The following is a 15,220-nucleotide window of genomic DNA, read 5'->3' as shown; positions in this document are numbered from 1 at the left end:
ATATCCCAGGTGATACTGCAACACAAGCGAAGCCCATCACACATCGGGGAAAACACCATGGCAAAACTGGCAGCATTTGATATGGACGGCACCTTACTGATGCCGGACCATCGTCTCGGAGAAAAGACGCTCACCGCGCTGAAACGGCTGCGGGAACGCGATATCACTCTGACGTTCGCCACCGGCCGCCATGCGCTGGAGATGCACCATGTGATGGGTGAATTTTCCCTGGACGCATTTCTGATCACGGGCAACGGGACGCGCATCCACTCGCTGGAAGGGGAGGAGCTGTACCGTCAGGATCTCAATCCCGAGGTAGCGGAAGACGTGCTGCATAGTCGATGGGATACCCGGGCCAGCATGCACGTGTTTAATGACGGCGGTTGGTTCACCGGCCAGGCAAGACCTGAGCTGCTGAAGGCGCATGTCTTCAGCGGGTTTCGCTATCAACTGTGCGATCCGAAACGTATGTCGGCGCATCATGTCACCAAGATCTGCTTCTGCGGCGATCATGACGATCTGCGCCGCCTGCGGATCCAACTGAATGAGGCGCTGGGCCAGCGCGCGTTTCTCTGCTTCTCGGCGATGGACTGTCTGGAAGTGCTGCCGGTTGGCTGCAATAAAGGCGCGGCGCTGGCGAGGCTGAGCCAGCACCTGGGACTCTCCCTACAGGAGTGCATGGCCTTCGGCGATGCGATGAACGATCGCGAGATGCTTCGCAGCGTCGGGCGGGGGTTCATCATGGGCAACGCGATGCCGCAGCTGAAAGCCGAGCTGCCGCATCTCCCGGTTATTGGCGACTGCCGGCATCAGGCGGTCTCCCATTTTTTAACGCATTGGCTGGATAATCCTGATCTTCCTTATTCCCCCGAATAGAGAGACCCTTCCAGCAAGCCAGATAGCATTCTATCTGGCTTTTTTTATGTTCTGCCGACCAGCCGGGCGATCTCCGCCTGCCAGGGGGCGATATCGCCGATGTTGGCCGCCACCCACTGCGGGTTGTAATAGCTTTCCAGATAACGCTCGCCGCTGTCGCACAGCAGGGTGACGAGGGAACCCGTGCGTCCTTCCTCGCGCATCCGCGCGGCCAGCTGCAGCACGCCCCACATGTTGGTCCCGGTCGAGGCGCCGACTTTTCGCCCAAGCTGCGTTTCCAGCCACAGAGCAGTGGCCACGCTCGCCGCATCCGGCACGCGCAGCATCTCATCGACAACATCGGGAATAAACGATGGCTCGACGCGCGGGCGGCCGATGCCTTCAATTTTGCTGCCGATCGGGCTGCGCAGGCTGGCGTCGCGGGTCTGCCAGTAATCAAGGAATACTGAATTTTGCGGGTCGACAACCATCAGCTGCGTCTCGTAACCCTGGCTGCGAATATAGCGGCCAATGGTCGCCGAGGTCCCCCCGGTGCCGGCGCTCATCACGATCCACGACGGCTGCGGGTGCGGCTCATGGCTCATCTGGCGGAAAATACTGTCGGCGATATTGTTATTGCCGCGCCAGTCGGTGGCCCGCTCGGCGAAGGTAAACTGATCCATATAGTGGCCGTTCAGTTCACGCGCCAGCGTTTCGGAAGCCGCGTAGATTTCGCAGGCGCTCTGCACAAAATGGCAGCGTCCGCCGTAGAACTCGATCTGTTCGATTTTTCGTCTGGCGGTGCAGGAGGGCATCACGGCGATAAACGGCAGCCCCAGCAGGCGGGCGAAATAGGCCTCAGAAACTGCAGTCGAACCCGAAGACGATTCGATAATCGTGGTGCCTTCTTTGATCCAGCCGTTGCACAGGCCATAGAGAAACAGCGACCGCGCCAGACGATGTTTGAGGCTACCGGTCGGATGCGTACTTTCATCCTTCAGATAAATCGGGATCCCCGGAAAACCAGGCAGCGCCAGGCGAATCAGGTGTGTATCGGCGGAACGCTGATAGTCGGCGTTAATTTCACTAATGGCGTGTTTTACCCAGGCGCTATTCATCTCGGATTCCTGTTTGTCATTTTGTGCCCAGCTTAGCGGATTGTGCGGGAAAAATTGTTGCTATTTGGCCTTTCAATTACAATTGCGGGAGTAAATTATTCTCTCTGGTGGCCTTATGTTAGATAAAATTGACCGTAAGCTGCTGGCGCTGCTGCAGGAAGATTGCACCCTCTCTTTGCAGGCGCTGGCCGATGCCGTTAATCTGACCACGACCCCTTGCTGGAAACGCCTGAAACGACTCGAGGATGAGGGTATTCTCCGCGGGCGCGTCGCCTTACTGGATGCGGAAAAGGTGGGGCTGGGGCTGACGGCGTTTGTCCTGATCAAGACCCAGCATCACAGCAGCGACTGGTATTGCCATTTTGTGAGCGAAGTGACGCAGATGGCTGAAGTGCTCGGCTTCTGGCGGATGGCGGGGGAGTATGACTATCTGCTGCGGGTGCAGGTGGCCGATATGAAGCGCTATGACGACTTTTATAAACGGTTGGTGAACAGCGTGCCGGGGCTGTCGGATGTCACTTCGAGTTTTGCCATGGAACAGATAAAATACACCACCGCCTTGCCTGTCGAATAACGGTATTGCGCCGTAACCCATAACAAATCAGGATCTTACTGCTTGCGATTATTTGCACAACTCAGCTGGTATTTCCGCCGGGAGTGGCGCCGCTATCTTGGCGCAATTGCCCTGCTGGCCATTATTGCCGTCCTGCAGCTTGTTCCGCCGAAGGTGGTGGGCATTGTGGTCGACGGCGTGACGCAACAACATTACACCGCGGAGAAGGTGTGGATGTGGATCGGCGCGCTGGTGCTGATCGCGGTGATGGTCTACCTGCTGCGCTATGTCTGGCGCGTGCTGCTGTTCGGCGCCTCTTACCAGCTGGCGGTCGAACTGCGGGAAGACTTTTACCGGCAGCTGAGCCGCCAGCATCCGGCGTTCTATTTGCGCCATCGCACCGGGGATCTGATCGCCCGCGCCACCAACGACGTGGACCGGGTGGTGTTTGCCGCCGGTGAAGGGGTGTTAACCCTGGTGGATTCCCTGGTGATGGGCTGTGCGGTGTTGATTGTGATGTCGACGCAGATTAGCTGGCAGCTCACCCTGCTGGCGCTGCTGCCGATGCCGCTGATGGCCCTGGCGATCAAACGCAACGGCGATGCCCTTCACGAACGTTTTCGCGTCGCCCAGGCGGCCTTTTCCAGCCTCAACGATCGCACGCAGGAGAGCCTGACCAGCATCCGCATGATTAAGGCGTTCGGGCTGGAGGATCGCCAGTCGGCGCAGTTTGCCGCCGATGCGGCTGATACCGGAGCGAAAAATATGCGCGTGGCGCGAATTGACGCTCGCTTCGACCCTACCATCTATATCGCCATCGGGGCGGCGAACCTGCTGGCCATCGGCGGCGGCAGCTGGATGGTGATCCACGGCAGCCTGACGCTGGGGCAGCTGACCAGCTTCGTGATGTACCTTGGCCTGATGATCTGGCCGATGCTGGCGCTGGCGTGGATGTTTAACATCGTGGAGCGCGGTAGCGCGGCCTATGGTCGTATCCGCACCCTGCTCGAAGAGGCGCCGGCGGTGGACGACGGGACCGAGACGGTGCCGGCAGGCCGCGGCGTCCTGCAGGTCGCTATCCGCGATTTCATCTATCCGCAGGCGAGCAAACCTTCACTGGAACAGGTTAATTTTACCCTTCAGCCGGGGCAAATGTTGGGCATCTGCGGGCCGACGGGCGCCGGCAAAAGCACCATTCTGGCCCTGCTGCAGCGCCATTTTGACGTCACCAGCGGCGAGATCCGCTTTCACGATCTGCCGCTACCGCGTCTGCAGCTCGACAGCTGGCGCGAACGGCTGGCGGTGGTCAATCAGACGCCGTTTTTATTCTCCGATACCGTCGCCAATAATATCGCGCTGGGAAAACCGGACGCGACGCCGGAACAGATTGAGCGGGTGGCGCGGCTGGCCAGCGTGCATGACGACATTCTGCGTCTGCCCCAGGGGTACGATACCGAAGTGGGCGAGCGCGGCGTGATGCTCTCCGGCGGCCAGAAACAGCGTATCTCTATTGCCCGCGCCCTGCTGCTGGAGGCCGAAATTCTGATCCTGGATGATGCCTTATCGGCGGTGGATGGTCGCACCGAACACCAGATCCTGCATAACCTGCGCCAGTGGGGAGAGGGGAGGACGGTGATTATCAGCGCCCACCGCCTGTCGGCGCTGACCGAGGCCAGTGAAATTCTGGTACTGCAGCACGGACATATTGCCCAGCGTGGCCGCCATGAGGCGCTGGCCGTGCAGCCAGGCTGGTATCGCGACATGTATCGCTATCAGCAGCTGGAGGCCGCGCTCGACGAGGTTCCCCAGGAGCAAGAGGAGGTCCTGGATGCGTAGCTTTACCGAACTCTGGCCGACGCTTAAACGCCTGCTGGCCTATGGTTCACCGTGGCGTAAGCCGCTGGCCATCGCGGTGGCGATGATGTGGATCGCGGCGGCGGCAGAGGTGAGCGGTCCGCTGCTTATCAGTTATTTCATCGACAATATGGTGGCGAAACATACTCTGCCGCTGAAGCTGGTGGCAGGCCTGGCGGCAGCCTATATCGGTCTGCAGCTGCTGGCGGCGTTACTGCACTATAGCCAGTCGCTGCTGTTTAACCGCGCCGCGGTTGGCGTGGTCCAGCAGTTACGCAGCGATGTGATGGATGCCGCCCTGCATCAGCCGCTCAGCGAGTTTGATACTCAGCCGGTCGGGCAGCTTATCTCCCGGGTAACCAACGATACGGAAGTCATTCGCGACCTGTACGTGACGGTAGTGGCGACGGTGCTGCGTAGCGCGGCGCTGATCGGCGCGATGCTGGTGGCGATGTTTAGCCTCGACTGGCGGATGGCGCTGGTGGCGATCGCGATTTTCCCGGCGGTGCTGATCGTGATGATCATTTATCAGCGCTATAGCACGCCGATCGTGCGCCGGGTGCGCGCCTGGCTTGCCGACATCAACGATGGCTTTAACGAAGTGATCAACGGCATGGGGGTCATCCAGCAGTTCCGCCAGCAGGCGCGTTTTGGCGAACGGATGCGTGAGGCCAGCTACGCCCACTACCTGGCGCGGATGCAGACGCTGCGCCTCGACGGTTTTCTGCTGCGTCCGCTGCTGAGTCTTTTTTCCTCGCTGGTGCTGTGCGGGCTGCTGATGCTGTTCGGCTTTAGCGCGGCGGGCACAATTGAGGTCGGGGTCCTGTATGCGTTTATCAGCTATCTCGGACGCCTTAACGAGCCGCTCATTGAGCTGACCACCCAGCAGTCAATGCTGCAGCAGGCGGTGGTCGCCGGCGAACGCGTTTTCGAGCTAATGGATCGTCCGCGCCAGGCGTGGGGCGCCGATGACGCGCCGCTGAGCAGCGGTCGAGTGGAAATCGACCATCTCTCCTTCGCCTACCGCGGGGATCGTCTGGTCCTCCAGGATATCACGCTGGATATCCCTTCCCGCAGTTTTGTGGCGCTGGTCGGGCATACCGGCAGCGGGAAGAGTACCCTCGCCAGTCTGATGATGGGCTATTATCCGTTAACCCACGGGGAGATCCGCATCGATGGCCGGCCGCTCGCTTCTCTTAGCCATAGCGCGTTGCGTCGGGGCATCGCGATGGTGCAACAGGATCCGGTGGTGCTGGCGGATACCTTCTACGCCAACGTCGCGCTGGGCCGGGACATCAGCGAAACCCAGGTCTGGGAAGCGCTGGAGGCGGTGCAGCTGGCGGCGGTGGCGCGCAGCATGAGCGACGGCCTGTACACCCAACTGGGCGAGCAGGGCAATAATCTCTCCGTCGGACAGAAGCAACTGCTGGCGCTGGCGCGCGTGCTGGTGGACACCCCGCAGGTACTGATTCTGGATGAGGCGACGGCAAACATCGACTCCGGTACCGAGCAGGCGATCCAGCAGGCGCTGGCGAAGGTTCGCCAGCATACCACCCTGGTGGTTATCGCCCATCGGCTGTCGACCATCGTCGAGGCGGATACCATTCTGGTTCTGCATCGTGGTCAGGCCGTCGAGCGGGGCAACCACCAGCAGCTGCTGGCGGCGAAAGGCCGCTACTGGCAGATGTATCAGCTACAGCTGGCTGGTGAAGAGCTGGCGGCCAGCGCCAGAGAAGAGTCGCTCAGCGCCTGATGCACCACCAGCAGGCAGCGAAGGCTGGGCGGCCTGTCGTGGTGCAAAAACGTTACATCAAATGCACCGCTGTGGTGCATTTTTGCCCGTTAAATTCCTTTACGCCGGCTAATGCCTGACCTCTCGCCTGTTTTTTGCCATCAAAGGGCCGCTCAGCGGCCTTTTTTCATTTCTGGCATAGCCCTTGCTTTATATCCATCGTGTTAGCTGCGGCCATTACCGAATACTGACTGGAGGGGACTTATGAAGCTGGTTACCGTGGTAATCAAACCATTCAAACTGGAAGACGTGCGTGAAGCCTTGTCTTCCATCGGCATTCAGGGCCTGACGGTCACTGAAGTCAAAGGATTTGGCCGTCAGAAAGGACATGCGGAGCTCTACCGCGGCGCCGAGTATAGCGTCAACTTTCTGCCAAAAGTGAAGATTGATGTGGCGATCGCCGACGATCAGCTGGATGAAGTTATCGATGTCATCAGCAAAGCGGCTTACACCGGAAAAATTGGCGACGGCAAAATTTTTGTCGCTGAATTGCAGCGCGTCATTCGCATCCGTACCGGCGAAGCTGACGAAGCGGCACTGTAATTTCCAGACCACACAGTGATGGGGAACGAAACAATGAAAATGGCAACAATGAAATCGGGTCTGGGGGCATTAGCCCTTCTTCCGGGGCTGGCGATGGCCGCGCCTGCGGTGGCGGACAAAGCCGATAACGCGTTTATGATGATTTGCACCGCGCTGGTTCTGTTTATGACTATCCCGGGGATTGCGCTGTTTTACGGCGGCCTGATCCGCGGTAAGAACGTTCTTTCCATGCTGACGCAGGTGATTGTCACCTTTGGCCTGGTCTGCGTACTGTGGGTCATTTATGGCTATACCCTGGCCTTTGGCACCGGCGGCAGCTTCTTCGGCAGCTTTGACTGGGTGATGCTGAAAAATATTGAACTGAAAGCGCTGATGGGCACCTTCTATCAGTATATCCACGTCGCCTTCCAGGGCTCGTTCGCCTGCATCACCGTCGGGCTGATCGTCGGGGCGCTGGCTGAACGTATCCGTTTCTCCGCCGTGCTGATTTTCGTGGTGGTGTGGATGACGCTCTCCTACGTGCCGATTGCGCATATGGTCTGGGGCGGCGGTCTGCTGGCGACGCATGGCGCGCTGGATTTCGCCGGCGGCACCGTTGTGCACATCAACGCCGCGGTCGCCGGGCTGGTGGGCGCGTATATGATGGGCAAACGCGTGGGCTTCGGCAAAGAAGCGTTCAAACCGCATAACCTGCCGATGGTGTTCACCGGCACCGCTATCCTCTACGTGGGTTGGTTCGGTTTCAACGCCGGGTCTGCCAGCGCAGCGAATGAAATCGCGGCCCTGGCGTTCGTTAACACCGTCGTGGCGACCGCCGCTGCTATCCTGGCGTGGACCTTTGGCGAATGGGCTCTGCGCGGCAAACCTTCACTGCTGGGCGCCTGCTCCGGGGCAATTGCCGGTCTGGTTGGCGTTACGCCGGCGTGTGGTTATATCGGTGTCGGCGGCGCGCTGATCGTCGGTATCGCCTCTGGCCTGGCGGGTATCTGGGGCGTGACTGCGCTGAAACGCTGGCTGCGTGTGGATGACCCTTGCGACGTCTTCGGCGTTCACGGCGTCTGCGGCATCGTCGGCTGTATTCTGACCGGTATCTTCGCGGCGACTTCTCTGGGCGGCGTCGGTTATGCGGAAGGCGTCACCATGGGCCATCAGCTGCTGGTGCAACTGGAAAGTATCGGCATTACCGTGGTCTGGTCCGGCGTCGTCGCTTTTATCGGCTACAAAGTAGCGGATATGACCGTAGGGCTGCGCGTGCCGGAAGAGCAGGAGCGCGAAGGGCTGGACGTCAACAGCCATGGCGAAAACGCTTACAACGCCTGACAGAAAACCCTTCTCCATGTAGCAAAAAGCCTCCCGTAGGGGAGGCTTTTTTTATGCGTTGCGGTTGCGCATCACCCCTTCCTGCACCGTTGAGGCAACCAGCGTGCCATCCTGGGTGTAGAACTCGCCGCGGACGAAGCCGCGGGCGCTGGAGGCCGAGGTGCTTTCGACGCTGTACAGCAGCCACTCATTGATATTAAACGGCCGATGGAACCACATCGAGTGATCGATAGTGGCGACCTGCATGCCGGGCTCAAGGAAACCAACGCCGTGCGGCTGCAGCGCCACCGGCAGGAAGTTAAAGTCCGAGGCATAGCCCAGCAGATACTGATGAATGCGCAGATCGTCGGGAACGGCGCCGTTGGCGCGCAGCCACACCTGACGCACCGGCTCGGCGATATGGCCTTTCATCGGGTTATGAAACTCCACCGGGCGGATCTCCAGCGGCTTATCGCAGAGGAATTTGTCTTTCACCTGCGGCGGCAGGAGATGCGCCAGCTTGCGGGCAATGTCGGTTTCCGAAGGCAGCCCATCAGGGGAGGGGGCGGCCGGCATCGCTTTCTGATGTTCATAGCCGTGCTCTGGCGCCTGGAAGGAGGCGGTCATATAGAAGATCGGCTTCCCGTTCTGGATGGCGGCGACCCGGCGGGCGCTAAAGCTGTTGCCGTCGCGCAGCACCTCCACATCGTAGACGATCGGTTTTTGACTGTCGCCGGGGCGCAGAAAGTAGCTGTGAAACGAATGCACCAGACGTTCAACGGGCACGGTCTCTTTTGCCGCATACAGCGCCTGGCCCACCACCTGGCCGCCAAAAACCTGGCGCAATCCCAGGTCTTCGCTCTGTCCACGGAACAACCCTTCCTCAATTTTTTCCAAATCTAATAATGCCAGCAGGTTAGAGAGTGCCTGACTCATACTTTTCCTCAGTTAACAATGGCGGCGCCGCGCGCGTAATGTGGCAAAGTATAACCTGGAATCGCAAGTGGTCCGATGGGTGTAATAATCTGAATAACAACCGGTCAACAGGAAGAAATCTGCGATCTGTGCCACACTTATTGACGACACGAAAGTTCCTGCCGGCGAAGCGGCGGAACATCCTCCTGGGTATTAAGGGATGATAAGGAGAACATCATGAAATTTGCCTATATGTTTAGTGCCTTAGCCGTCGCCGCGACGCTGACCGCCTGTGCTAATCACCACTCGAACAATTCTTCGACGCAGGCGGCCGCACCCGACCCTTACGGTATTGCGACGCTGAGCGTGGCGCAGCAGCAGCCGAGCGTCACGGGGACGATTAATATCCGCCAGAGAATCGCTTTGCCGCCGGAAGCGGTGCTGACGGTGACCCTGTCGGATGCTTCTCTGGCCGATGCGCCAGCCCGCGTATTGTCGCAAAAAGCGGTGCGTACCGAAGGCAAGCAGGCGCCATTCAACTTTGCACTGCCTTACAACCCGGCAGATATTCAACCGAACGCCCGCATTCTGTTGAGCGCAGCGATTACGGTTAACGGCCAGCTGATGTTCATTACCGATACCGTGCAGACGGTGATCAACCAGGGTGGCACCCATGCCGACCTGACGCTGGTTCCGGTTCAGCAGACCGCCGTGCCTGTCGCACAGTAAGCTCGCTAAGCCCCCGAATGGGGGCTTTTTTTGGGTCTTCAGTAAACCCAGCGATAGCGCTGGAGATCGATATGGCCGCCGCCGGAGACCTGCACCCCTTCGGCCAGCAGCGCCTGACGCTGCCGCTGCAGATCGGGGCCGGTGAGGGAGATATCGCCATGGCGATTGACCACCCGATGCCAGGGCAGAGTGGACCCTTCCGGCAGACGCTTCAGCACACCGCCCACCTGGCGCGCCGCGCGCGGCGAACCGGCCAGCCTGGCGACATCGCCATAGGTCGTGACATACCCTTCCGGTATCGACGCCACAATGTGCCAGACACGTTGGGGAAATGTATCGTGCGGATCCATATTCAGTCCTGTTACCCGAAAAACGCCAGCATAAGCGCTGATCTTCAGGCTGTACAGCCTGCCCGATCAGGCGGGCTGTTCGATGGTGAACGTCAGAGCGAGGCCGAGGATCTGCATGCCATGGACATTGTCGGAAGGTGAACTGGCGATGAGGCTCTCAAGGAATTTTAACCGCTGCGAGGTCGCGTTGATGATCAGCTTCGCGCGCAGGCCCGGCATGGTCAACGACGAGATGGGGTATACCACCCGACCGCTGATGTAGACCGGTAGCTTGCGCAGTTCCACCTGGCGCAGGACGCCGACGGTGGAATAGAGCAGCGCCAGCGGCGTGACCGCCCGCACCGGCGCCTGAGTAATGGTCACGAAGTCGAGCATTTTTTCAGGGCGCAGATAATTCACCCCCTGAAAGGCGATGGTCATCCCTTCAATGGCGGGTAAAGGCAGAGTGATGGTCTGTGGTGATGAGTCAGTCATTCGATTACCGTCGAGACAAGGTGCTGATGATAAAAGGGGACGCAAGATGGCTAAGTATGGTGGATATCCCGACTGTGTGCTGAGCGCGCGCTCGCAATCTCACAGGTTGAGCGTGAGTGACTGGTTTTATTCGCATTATTGCGCAATAAACCAGCAGGCAGTCGGGGCGTGCTTGCAATTCACCAGGTCAGCAGGGATAATGCGCCAGCGCGTTGGGTAACAACGCTCTCAATGGGGGCTCTGTTGGTTCTCCCGCAACGCTACTCTGTTTACCAGGTCAGGTCCGGAAGGAAGCAGCCAGAGCAGACGACGTGTGTGCCGGGATGTAGCTGGCAGGGCCCCCACCCATTTCGGCCTTCGTAATTTTCCCCTTGTATTTGTGCGGTCTTCTCTGCTGGCCAGAATTTATTCCTAATACAGATCACATATTATTTTTAGTTGCTAAAACACCCTCTACTTATTCCATAATATTTACTTGTCATAAATCTGAAATGCTACTGACATATTAATGTCATTTGCGTGTCATAAATAAAGCGCATCTTATTGGTGGGAATTTGTTGCCAGATCCATGCTATAAAATATATCTCTGGATCAGCATGTTAACTTCGTGTATTAATTATGATGATTTTATTGCACGGGAAGCGTAGCTATGACCACAGTGGTTTTGAATGTAAAAATTGACGCTGAGTTAAAAGAGAAGTTGCGTCATTATGCGGAAGTGAATAACGAGAACCTGGGTACGGCAACGGAAAAGCTGCTGCAGCTGGCTTTTCAGCTGGAGGCGTCAGCAGATGAGGCGGGGGTGACGGAAGAGGACATTGACAGCCAGCATACCGAAGAGGAAGCGACGCCATTAACCCCTAAAGAAATCAAAGCATTAAGAAAACTTCTGAAGAAGAAAAAATGAAACAACAATTCTCTACAGCCAGCAACTACAGCGAAGCCTGCGATATGTTGCGCTCAGGATACGTGAAACACGTTCGCCTGAACTGGAATATCGGTAGTGATGAGTTCTTTCGCATTGCCTCCGACTGGTGTGACACCGGCGCTAAAATTAAAAAAGATGAAGATGGCTTTATTATTTCCTTGAAAGGGTTTCCTATTCCGCGCCAGCATTAATGAAATTGCCTTATTTCCGTCACCGGGTTGCCATAACCAGATGGCAGGATACCCAGGCAATTTTATAAAAACATCTCATATACCTCATGGATGACGGACTTTTGACGGGCTGAAGCCAGCCCGTCGATATTTTCTTATATTATTTTCCGCAAACGCGTACTTTCCCGCTGTTCTGCAAGGCTGTGCCACAATGGTTGTAGCGTGGAGAAGGCCTGGCGCAATGCTTCATCCGGCAGCGTAAACGGCAGACGTAAATAGCGATCGAACGCGCCCTCCAGACCAAACCGCGTGCCGGTGCCGATATGGATCCCCTGGCTTTCCGCACGTGCAGAGAACAAAGTGGCTAGCATGTCAGGGAGTTCCACCCAAAAAGAGAGCCCGCCTTCCGGTGGCGTAAAGCGCCAGCGGGGAAAATACTCTTTCATCAGCTCTTCGCACATGTCCCGGCGCGCCTTCAGCATCTCCCGTCGCGGCGGCAGCAGCGTGGCGGCGTTTGCCAGCAGCCAGCTGCAGGCCAGCTGCTCCAGCAGCGGCGTACCCAAGTCCAGAGAGTCGCGGGCCTGAATAAGCGAGGCGATTGTTCGCGTGCTGGCGCGGATCCAGCCGATGCGCAGTCCCCCCCAGAAACTTTTCCCGGCCGAACCGATGGTGATCACCGCGGCGTCGGGATTAAAGCAGGCCAGCGGCGGCGGGGGCGGGGCGTTATACCAGAGGTCGACCATGGTCTCATCGATCACCAGCGTTGTTCGCGTCCTGGCCGCGATGTCCGCGACCCGCTGGCGGGTGAGGGCATCCATACAGCGCCCGGTGGGGTTGTGAAAATCCGGCATCAGCCATGCCAGACGCGGCGCGGTCTGCGCAATGATCGCCGCGAATCCATCGCAGTCCCACCCCTGCTGTGGGAGTGCGACCCCAATGGGCCGGCAGGAGGCGCCCTGAATGGCGCTGATGGCCATTGGATAGGTCGGGGCATCAATGACCACCCGGTCACCGGGGCCGGTGAACAGACGCAGGATCAGCGCGAAGGCGCTGAGCGCGCCGTTGACCACCATCACTTCATCGGGCCGCGTCGGCAGGCCACGTTCGCTGTAGCGCCGGGCAATCGCTTCCCGCAGCACCGGGAGCCCCTGCTGATCGTAGCCGGTCTGGGCGAGATAGGGCGGCAACAGGGTCATGGCATGCTGGAAGGCCTGATGGACCTCCGGACCGGCGCTGAGGGCGGCGGTAGAGAGATTGATCGTCGAGGGGGTCGCAGAGGACGGCGGCAGGTCGGCAGGGCGTTCCGGCAAAACAATGCGCGACCCGCTCCCCTGGCGGCTTTGGAGAAATCCCTCCTCCCGCAGCTGGCCGAGGGCGCTGGCGATGGTCGTCCGGCTGACGTTGAGTGCCGCCGCCAGCTCGCGCTCGCCGGGCAGGCGCGTCTGTAGCGTCAGACGGCCATCGAGGATCAGCAGGCGGAGCGCTTCCGCCAGCTGGCGCCATAGCGGTGTGCGAGAACTGGACTCCTGCCAGTTGCCGAGCAGGCGTACCAGGGACTGTGTTCCAAAGCGTCGGGCTGACATAGCGATCCACTTTTCCAAAACTGGCCATTAATTATCAGTCCATTTTTGCTGATGATGAGGGCATTCGCAATGATGTTGAGGAAAAAATATGCTTCGTCGCCTGCTGCAGTTATATATCGGTCTGGTGCTCTACGGCGTGTCCACGGCGCTCTTCGTGCATGCTAATCTCGGCGCCGATCCGTGGGACGTCTTTCATCTTGGAGTGGCTAAACAGCTGGGGATCAGTTTCGGGACCGTGATTATTCTGACCGGAGCCGCGGTGCTGCTGCTATGGATCCCGATCCGGCAGATGCCGGGGCTCGGTACGGTGAGCAATGTGATCGTGCTGGGGCTGGCGGCGGACGCCACGCTGGCCGTCCTGCCGCCGCTGGAATCGCTGGTGGCGCGCAGTGCGCTGCTGGTGGTGGCGATTGTGCTGAACGCGATCGCCACCGGGATGTACATTGGCGCGGGGTTTGGCCCGGGTCCGCGCGATGGCCTGATGACCGGGCTGCACGCTCGCACCGGCTGGTCATTGCGCGGTATCCGGACGGCGATCGAGCTTTCCGTGCTGCTGATTGGCTGTCTGCTGGGGGGGAAGTTTGGCGTCGGAACCGTCATTTACGCGCTGTCGATTGGACCGCTTATCCAGCTGTGCCTGCCGTGGTTCAGTCAGCCCGTCAACCGCAACGCGGTCAGCCCTCCCCGGGAAATAGTCTCCTGAATTAACCCATCGCCCTCTTCATCACGGAGAGGGCCTTTCATCGCTTACAGGCCGCTCAGGCCATGAAGCATCATGTAGATCCCCACCACAATAATCAGTAAGCCTGAGAACCAGGGTGCCTTGCGCGAGAGGTCGTTAAGCCACGGCCAGCGGCGGGTGGCATGTTTCATGCTCAGGGCGGCGATAGCCCCTGAAGCCACCAGCGTCAGCGCCAGACCGACGCTAAAGCCCAGCACCAGCGTGGCGCCCAGCGAGAATTTCTTCAGCTGTAAACAGATAAGCAGCACGGTAATGGACGCCGGGCAGGGGAGCAGCCCGCCGGTCAGGCCAAACAGCACGATCTGCCCGGTGGTCACCTGGCGGCCATCGAAGCGCCGGTTAATCTCCTGAGCATGGGCCCGCTGATGCGCATCCTGCCACTCTTCCGCCACCAGCGGCGCGGCGGATGAGGACGCATGGTGATGGTCATGGTGGTGATCATGTTCGTGGTGGTGATCATGTTCGTGGTGATGATCATGTTCGTGGTGGTGATCATGGTGCGTGTGGGGCTGCGATTCGCGCCAGGTGCGCCAGAGCATCCAGCAGGCAATCAGCACAATGACAATCCCTGAGACCAGCTGAAACCAGGGTTCAGAGGTTTGGGCGTTCCAGCCGCGGCCAAACCACAGACCGGCCATGGCGATCAGCCAGACCACCGCCGTATGCGAAACCGTGGCCGCCAGCCCCAGCAGTACCGCCTGTTTTAAGGTTCCTCGCACCGCCACGATAAAGGCGGCCATCATTGTTTTTGAGTGCCCGGGTTCGAGGCCGTGCAGCGCGCCGAGCAGTATTGCGCTGGGAATAAACAGCCAGGCATTGCCCTGCTGCAAAAGGGAAGTGAAATCGTTCATATCGGGATCCTTGCCAAAAGTGCGTTTATCCTACTCCCCCCCAGTAGTAAAATACTACCCCCCAGTAGATAAAGCGGCTAATAAAAAGGATCATGGTATGCTGGCAGGCGTTGCTGACCACGCAGGTCGGTAATCCCGGACAGAAAAAAACGGTGGATAGCGTAATGTCACACACAGTGAGAGACAAAAAGAAGTTACTGACCCGGCTGAAGAAAATTCAGGGGCAGAGTACCGCATTAGAGAAAATGCTTAATCGCGAGCATGAGTGCGCTGAGGTGCTACAGCAGCTGGCGGCGATCCGCGGCGCGGTCAATGGCATGATGCTGCAGGTTATCCAGGGACATCTCACCGACCATGTGGTGAAAGAGCCAGACGAGACGCAGCGTGAGGCGGATCTGGAGACGGTGATGCAGGTGATTAAATCCTATCTGAAGTAGCCTCCGGCAGAGGGCGGCGAAGAGGCC

Annotated in this window: 17 protein-coding genes and 1 other RNA gene; 12 read left to right on the top strand and 6 right to left on the bottom strand. The window is 58.8% G+C overall.

What is annotated here, in order from left to right:
• Nucleotides 1–57 precede the first annotated feature (57 nt).
• Nucleotides 58–876 (top strand): HMP-PP phosphatase, encoded by an 819-nt coding sequence (cof, locus tag ABLV64_RS00980; protein ID WP_017898908.1) that lies wholly within the window; start codon nucleotides 58–60, stop codon nucleotides 874–876.
• Nucleotides 877–920: 44 nt separating this feature from the next.
• Here cof and ABLV64_RS00975 read toward each other — a convergent pair whose 3' ends face one another.
• Nucleotides 921–1,973, bottom strand: a complete 1,053-nt coding sequence (locus tag ABLV64_RS00975; RefSeq protein WP_023319850.1) for a PLP-dependent cysteine synthase family protein — start codon at nucleotides 1,971–1,973, stop codon at nucleotides 921–923.
• A gap of 115 nt (nucleotides 1,974–2,088) precedes the next feature.
• Between ABLV64_RS00975 and ABLV64_RS00970 the strand changes: the two genes are divergently transcribed.
• The 5 genes from ABLV64_RS00970 (at nucleotide 2,089) to amtB (ending at nucleotide 8,035) form a co-directional block, all read left to right on the top strand.
• Nucleotides 2,089–2,547 carry an Lrp/AsnC family transcriptional regulator gene (locus ABLV64_RS00970; protein ID WP_004204786.1) on the top strand — a complete coding sequence of 153 codons (459 nt, stop codon included), beginning with the start codon at nucleotides 2,089–2,091 and terminating at the stop codon, nucleotides 2,545–2,547.
• Between the two features lie 42 nt (nucleotides 2,548–2,589).
• A complete protein-coding gene (locus ABLV64_RS00965; RefSeq protein ID WP_004204785.1) occupies nucleotides 2,590–4,362 on the top strand; it encodes a SmdA family multidrug ABC transporter permease/ATP-binding protein in 1,773 nt (590 codons plus the stop codon).
• Entirely contained in the window at nucleotides 4,355–6,133 is a 1,779-nt protein-coding gene (locus tag ABLV64_RS00960) for a SmdB family multidrug efflux ABC transporter permease/ATP-binding protein (protein ID WP_004204783.1), read from the top strand. The genes ABLV64_RS00965 and ABLV64_RS00960 overlap by 8 nt, the downstream gene beginning before the upstream one ends.
• 243 nt (nucleotides 6,134–6,376) lie before the next feature.
• Nucleotides 6,377–6,715: a P-II family nitrogen regulator gene (gene glnK / locus ABLV64_RS00955; RefSeq protein WP_002891893.1), complete on the top strand. Its 339-nt coding sequence runs from the start codon at nucleotides 6,377–6,379 to the stop codon at nucleotides 6,713–6,715.
• 33 nt (nucleotides 6,716–6,748) lie between these two features.
• Nucleotides 6,749–8,035 (top strand): ammonium transporter AmtB, encoded by a 1,287-nt coding sequence (amtB, locus tag ABLV64_RS00950; RefSeq protein ID WP_004204781.1) that lies wholly within the window; start codon nucleotides 6,749–6,751, stop codon nucleotides 8,033–8,035.
• A gap of 51 nt (nucleotides 8,036–8,086) precedes the next feature.
• Here the strand turns inward: amtB and tesB are convergent, their stop codons facing one another.
• The gene (gene tesB, locus ABLV64_RS00945; RefSeq protein WP_004204779.1) at nucleotides 8,087–8,950 is read right to left on the bottom strand and encodes an acyl-CoA thioesterase II; all 864 of its coding nucleotides are present in this window, start codon (nucleotides 8,948–8,950) and stop codon (nucleotides 8,087–8,089) included.
• A 216-nt stretch (nucleotides 8,951–9,166) separates the two neighbouring features.
• On the opposite strand from tesB, the gene ABLV64_RS00940 reads away from it, so the two are divergent.
• The gene (locus ABLV64_RS00940; RefSeq protein ID WP_348843129.1) at nucleotides 9,167–9,658 is read left to right on the top strand and encodes a YbaY family lipoprotein; all 492 of its coding nucleotides are present in this window, start codon (nucleotides 9,167–9,169) and stop codon (nucleotides 9,656–9,658) included.
• A gap of 38 nt (nucleotides 9,659–9,696) precedes the next feature.
• On the opposite strand, the gene ABLV64_RS00935 is transcribed toward ABLV64_RS00940, so the two are convergent.
• Together ABLV64_RS00935 and ABLV64_RS00930 are read right to left on the bottom strand one after the other, a co-directional pair.
• On the bottom strand, nucleotides 9,697–10,008 hold the full coding sequence (locus ABLV64_RS00935; RefSeq protein ID WP_004204778.1) for an MGMT family protein: 312 nt from the start codon (nucleotides 10,006–10,008) through the stop codon (nucleotides 9,697–9,699).
• Nucleotides 10,009–10,074: 66 nt separating this feature from the next.
• A complete protein-coding gene (locus ABLV64_RS00930) occupies nucleotides 10,075–10,482 on the bottom strand; it encodes a hypothetical protein (protein WP_049003068.1) in 408 nt (135 codons plus the stop codon).
• Between the two features lie 241 nt (nucleotides 10,483–10,723).
• Between ABLV64_RS00930 and ffs the strand changes: the two genes are divergently transcribed.
• The 3 genes from ffs (at nucleotide 10,724) to ABLV64_RS00915 (ending at nucleotide 11,601) form a co-directional block, all read left to right on the top strand.
• Nucleotides 10,724–10,820, top strand: an RNA gene (gene ffs / locus ABLV64_RS00925) — signal recognition particle sRNA small type.
• A gap of 311 nt (nucleotides 10,821–11,131) precedes the next feature.
• Complete coding sequence (locus ABLV64_RS00920; RefSeq protein WP_004204776.1) at nucleotides 11,132–11,389, top strand: hypothetical protein; 258 nt, start codon at nucleotides 11,132–11,134, stop codon at nucleotides 11,387–11,389.
• Nucleotides 11,386–11,601: a hypothetical protein gene (locus ABLV64_RS00915; RefSeq protein WP_004142688.1), complete on the top strand. Its 216-nt coding sequence runs from the start codon at nucleotides 11,386–11,388 to the stop codon at nucleotides 11,599–11,601. Before ABLV64_RS00920 ends, ABLV64_RS00915 begins: the two co-directional genes overlap by 4 nt.
• Nucleotides 11,602–11,735: 134 nt before the next feature.
• Here ABLV64_RS00915 and ABLV64_RS00910 read toward each other — a convergent pair whose 3' ends face one another.
• Entirely contained in the window at nucleotides 11,736–13,163 is a 1,428-nt protein-coding gene (locus ABLV64_RS00910) for a PLP-dependent aminotransferase family protein (RefSeq protein WP_057213684.1), read from the bottom strand.
• 88 nt (nucleotides 13,164–13,251) lie between these two features.
• Between ABLV64_RS00910 and ABLV64_RS00905 the strand changes: the two genes are divergently transcribed.
• On the top strand, nucleotides 13,252–13,866 hold the full coding sequence (locus tag ABLV64_RS00905; protein WP_017898903.1) for a membrane protein: 615 nt from the start codon (nucleotides 13,252–13,254) through the stop codon (nucleotides 13,864–13,866).
• A gap of 44 nt (nucleotides 13,867–13,910) precedes the next feature.
• Here ABLV64_RS00905 and ABLV64_RS00900 read toward each other — a convergent pair whose 3' ends face one another.
• On the bottom strand, nucleotides 13,911–14,756 hold the full coding sequence (locus ABLV64_RS00900; protein ID WP_348843128.1) for a nickel/cobalt efflux protein RcnA: 846 nt from the start codon (nucleotides 14,754–14,756) through the stop codon (nucleotides 13,911–13,913).
• A gap of 164 nt (nucleotides 14,757–14,920) precedes the next feature.
• Here ABLV64_RS00900 and ABLV64_RS00895 point away from each other — a divergent pair, with 164 nt between their 5' ends.
• The gene (locus ABLV64_RS00895) at nucleotides 14,921–15,193 is read left to right on the top strand and encodes a metal-sensing transcriptional repressor (RefSeq protein WP_004204767.1); all 273 of its coding nucleotides are present in this window, start codon (nucleotides 14,921–14,923) and stop codon (nucleotides 15,191–15,193) included.
• Nucleotides 15,194–15,220 lie beyond the last annotated feature (27 nt).

The sequence above is a fragment of the Klebsiella sp. JB_Kp031 genome (assembly GCF_040064295.1).
Taxonomy (GTDB): domain Bacteria; phylum Pseudomonadota; class Gammaproteobacteria; order Enterobacterales; family Enterobacteriaceae; genus Klebsiella; species Klebsiella quasipneumoniae.
This window is presented reverse-complemented; position numbering and strand designations above follow the sequence as displayed.

Bases quoted from the DNA above. Each gene is read 5' to 3' on its own strand.
- cof (WP_017898908.1), top strand. From the start codon at position 58: ATGGCAAAACTGGCAGCATTTGATATGGACGGCACCTTACTGATGCCG.
- ABLV64_RS00975 (WP_023319850.1), bottom strand. From the start codon at position 1,973: ATGAATAGCGCCTGGGTAAAACACGCCATTAGTGAAATTAACGCCGAC.
- ABLV64_RS00970 (WP_004204786.1), top strand. From the start codon at position 2,089: ATGTTAGATAAAATTGACCGTAAGCTGCTGGCGCTGCTGCAGGAAGAT.
- ABLV64_RS00960 (WP_004204783.1), top strand. From the start codon at position 4,355: ATGCGTAGCTTTACCGAACTCTGGCCGACGCTTAAACGCCTGCTGGCC.
- glnK (WP_002891893.1), top strand. From the start codon at position 6,377: ATGAAGCTGGTTACCGTGGTAATCAAACCATTCAAACTGGAAGACGTG.
- amtB (WP_004204781.1), top strand. From the start codon at position 6,749: ATGAAAATGGCAACAATGAAATCGGGTCTGGGGGCATTAGCCCTTCTT.
- tesB (WP_004204779.1), bottom strand. From the start codon at position 8,950: ATGAGTCAGGCACTCTCTAACCTGCTGGCATTATTAGATTTGGAAAAA.
- ABLV64_RS00940 (WP_348843129.1), top strand. From the start codon at position 9,167: ATGAAATTTGCCTATATGTTTAGTGCCTTAGCCGTCGCCGCGACGCTG.
- ABLV64_RS00935 (WP_004204778.1), bottom strand. From the start codon at position 10,008: ATGGATCCGCACGATACATTTCCCCAACGTGTCTGGCACATTGTGGCG.
- ABLV64_RS00930 (WP_049003068.1), bottom strand. From the start codon at position 10,482: ATGACTGACTCATCACCACAGACCATCACTCTGCCTTTACCCGCCATT.
- ABLV64_RS00920 (WP_004204776.1), top strand. From the start codon at position 11,132: ATGACCACAGTGGTTTTGAATGTAAAAATTGACGCTGAGTTAAAAGAG.
- ABLV64_RS00915 (WP_004142688.1), top strand. From the start codon at position 11,386: ATGAAACAACAATTCTCTACAGCCAGCAACTACAGCGAAGCCTGCGAT.
- ABLV64_RS00910 (WP_057213684.1), bottom strand. From the start codon at position 13,163: ATGTCAGCCCGACGCTTTGGAACACAGTCCCTGGTACGCCTGCTCGGC.
- ABLV64_RS00905 (WP_017898903.1), top strand. From the start codon at position 13,252: ATGCTTCGTCGCCTGCTGCAGTTATATATCGGTCTGGTGCTCTACGGC.
- ABLV64_RS00900 (WP_348843128.1), bottom strand. From the start codon at position 14,756: ATGAACGATTTCACTTCCCTTTTGCAGCAGGGCAATGCCTGGCTGTTT.
- ABLV64_RS00895 (WP_004204767.1), top strand. From the start codon at position 14,921: ATGTCACACACAGTGAGAGACAAAAAGAAGTTACTGACCCGGCTGAAG.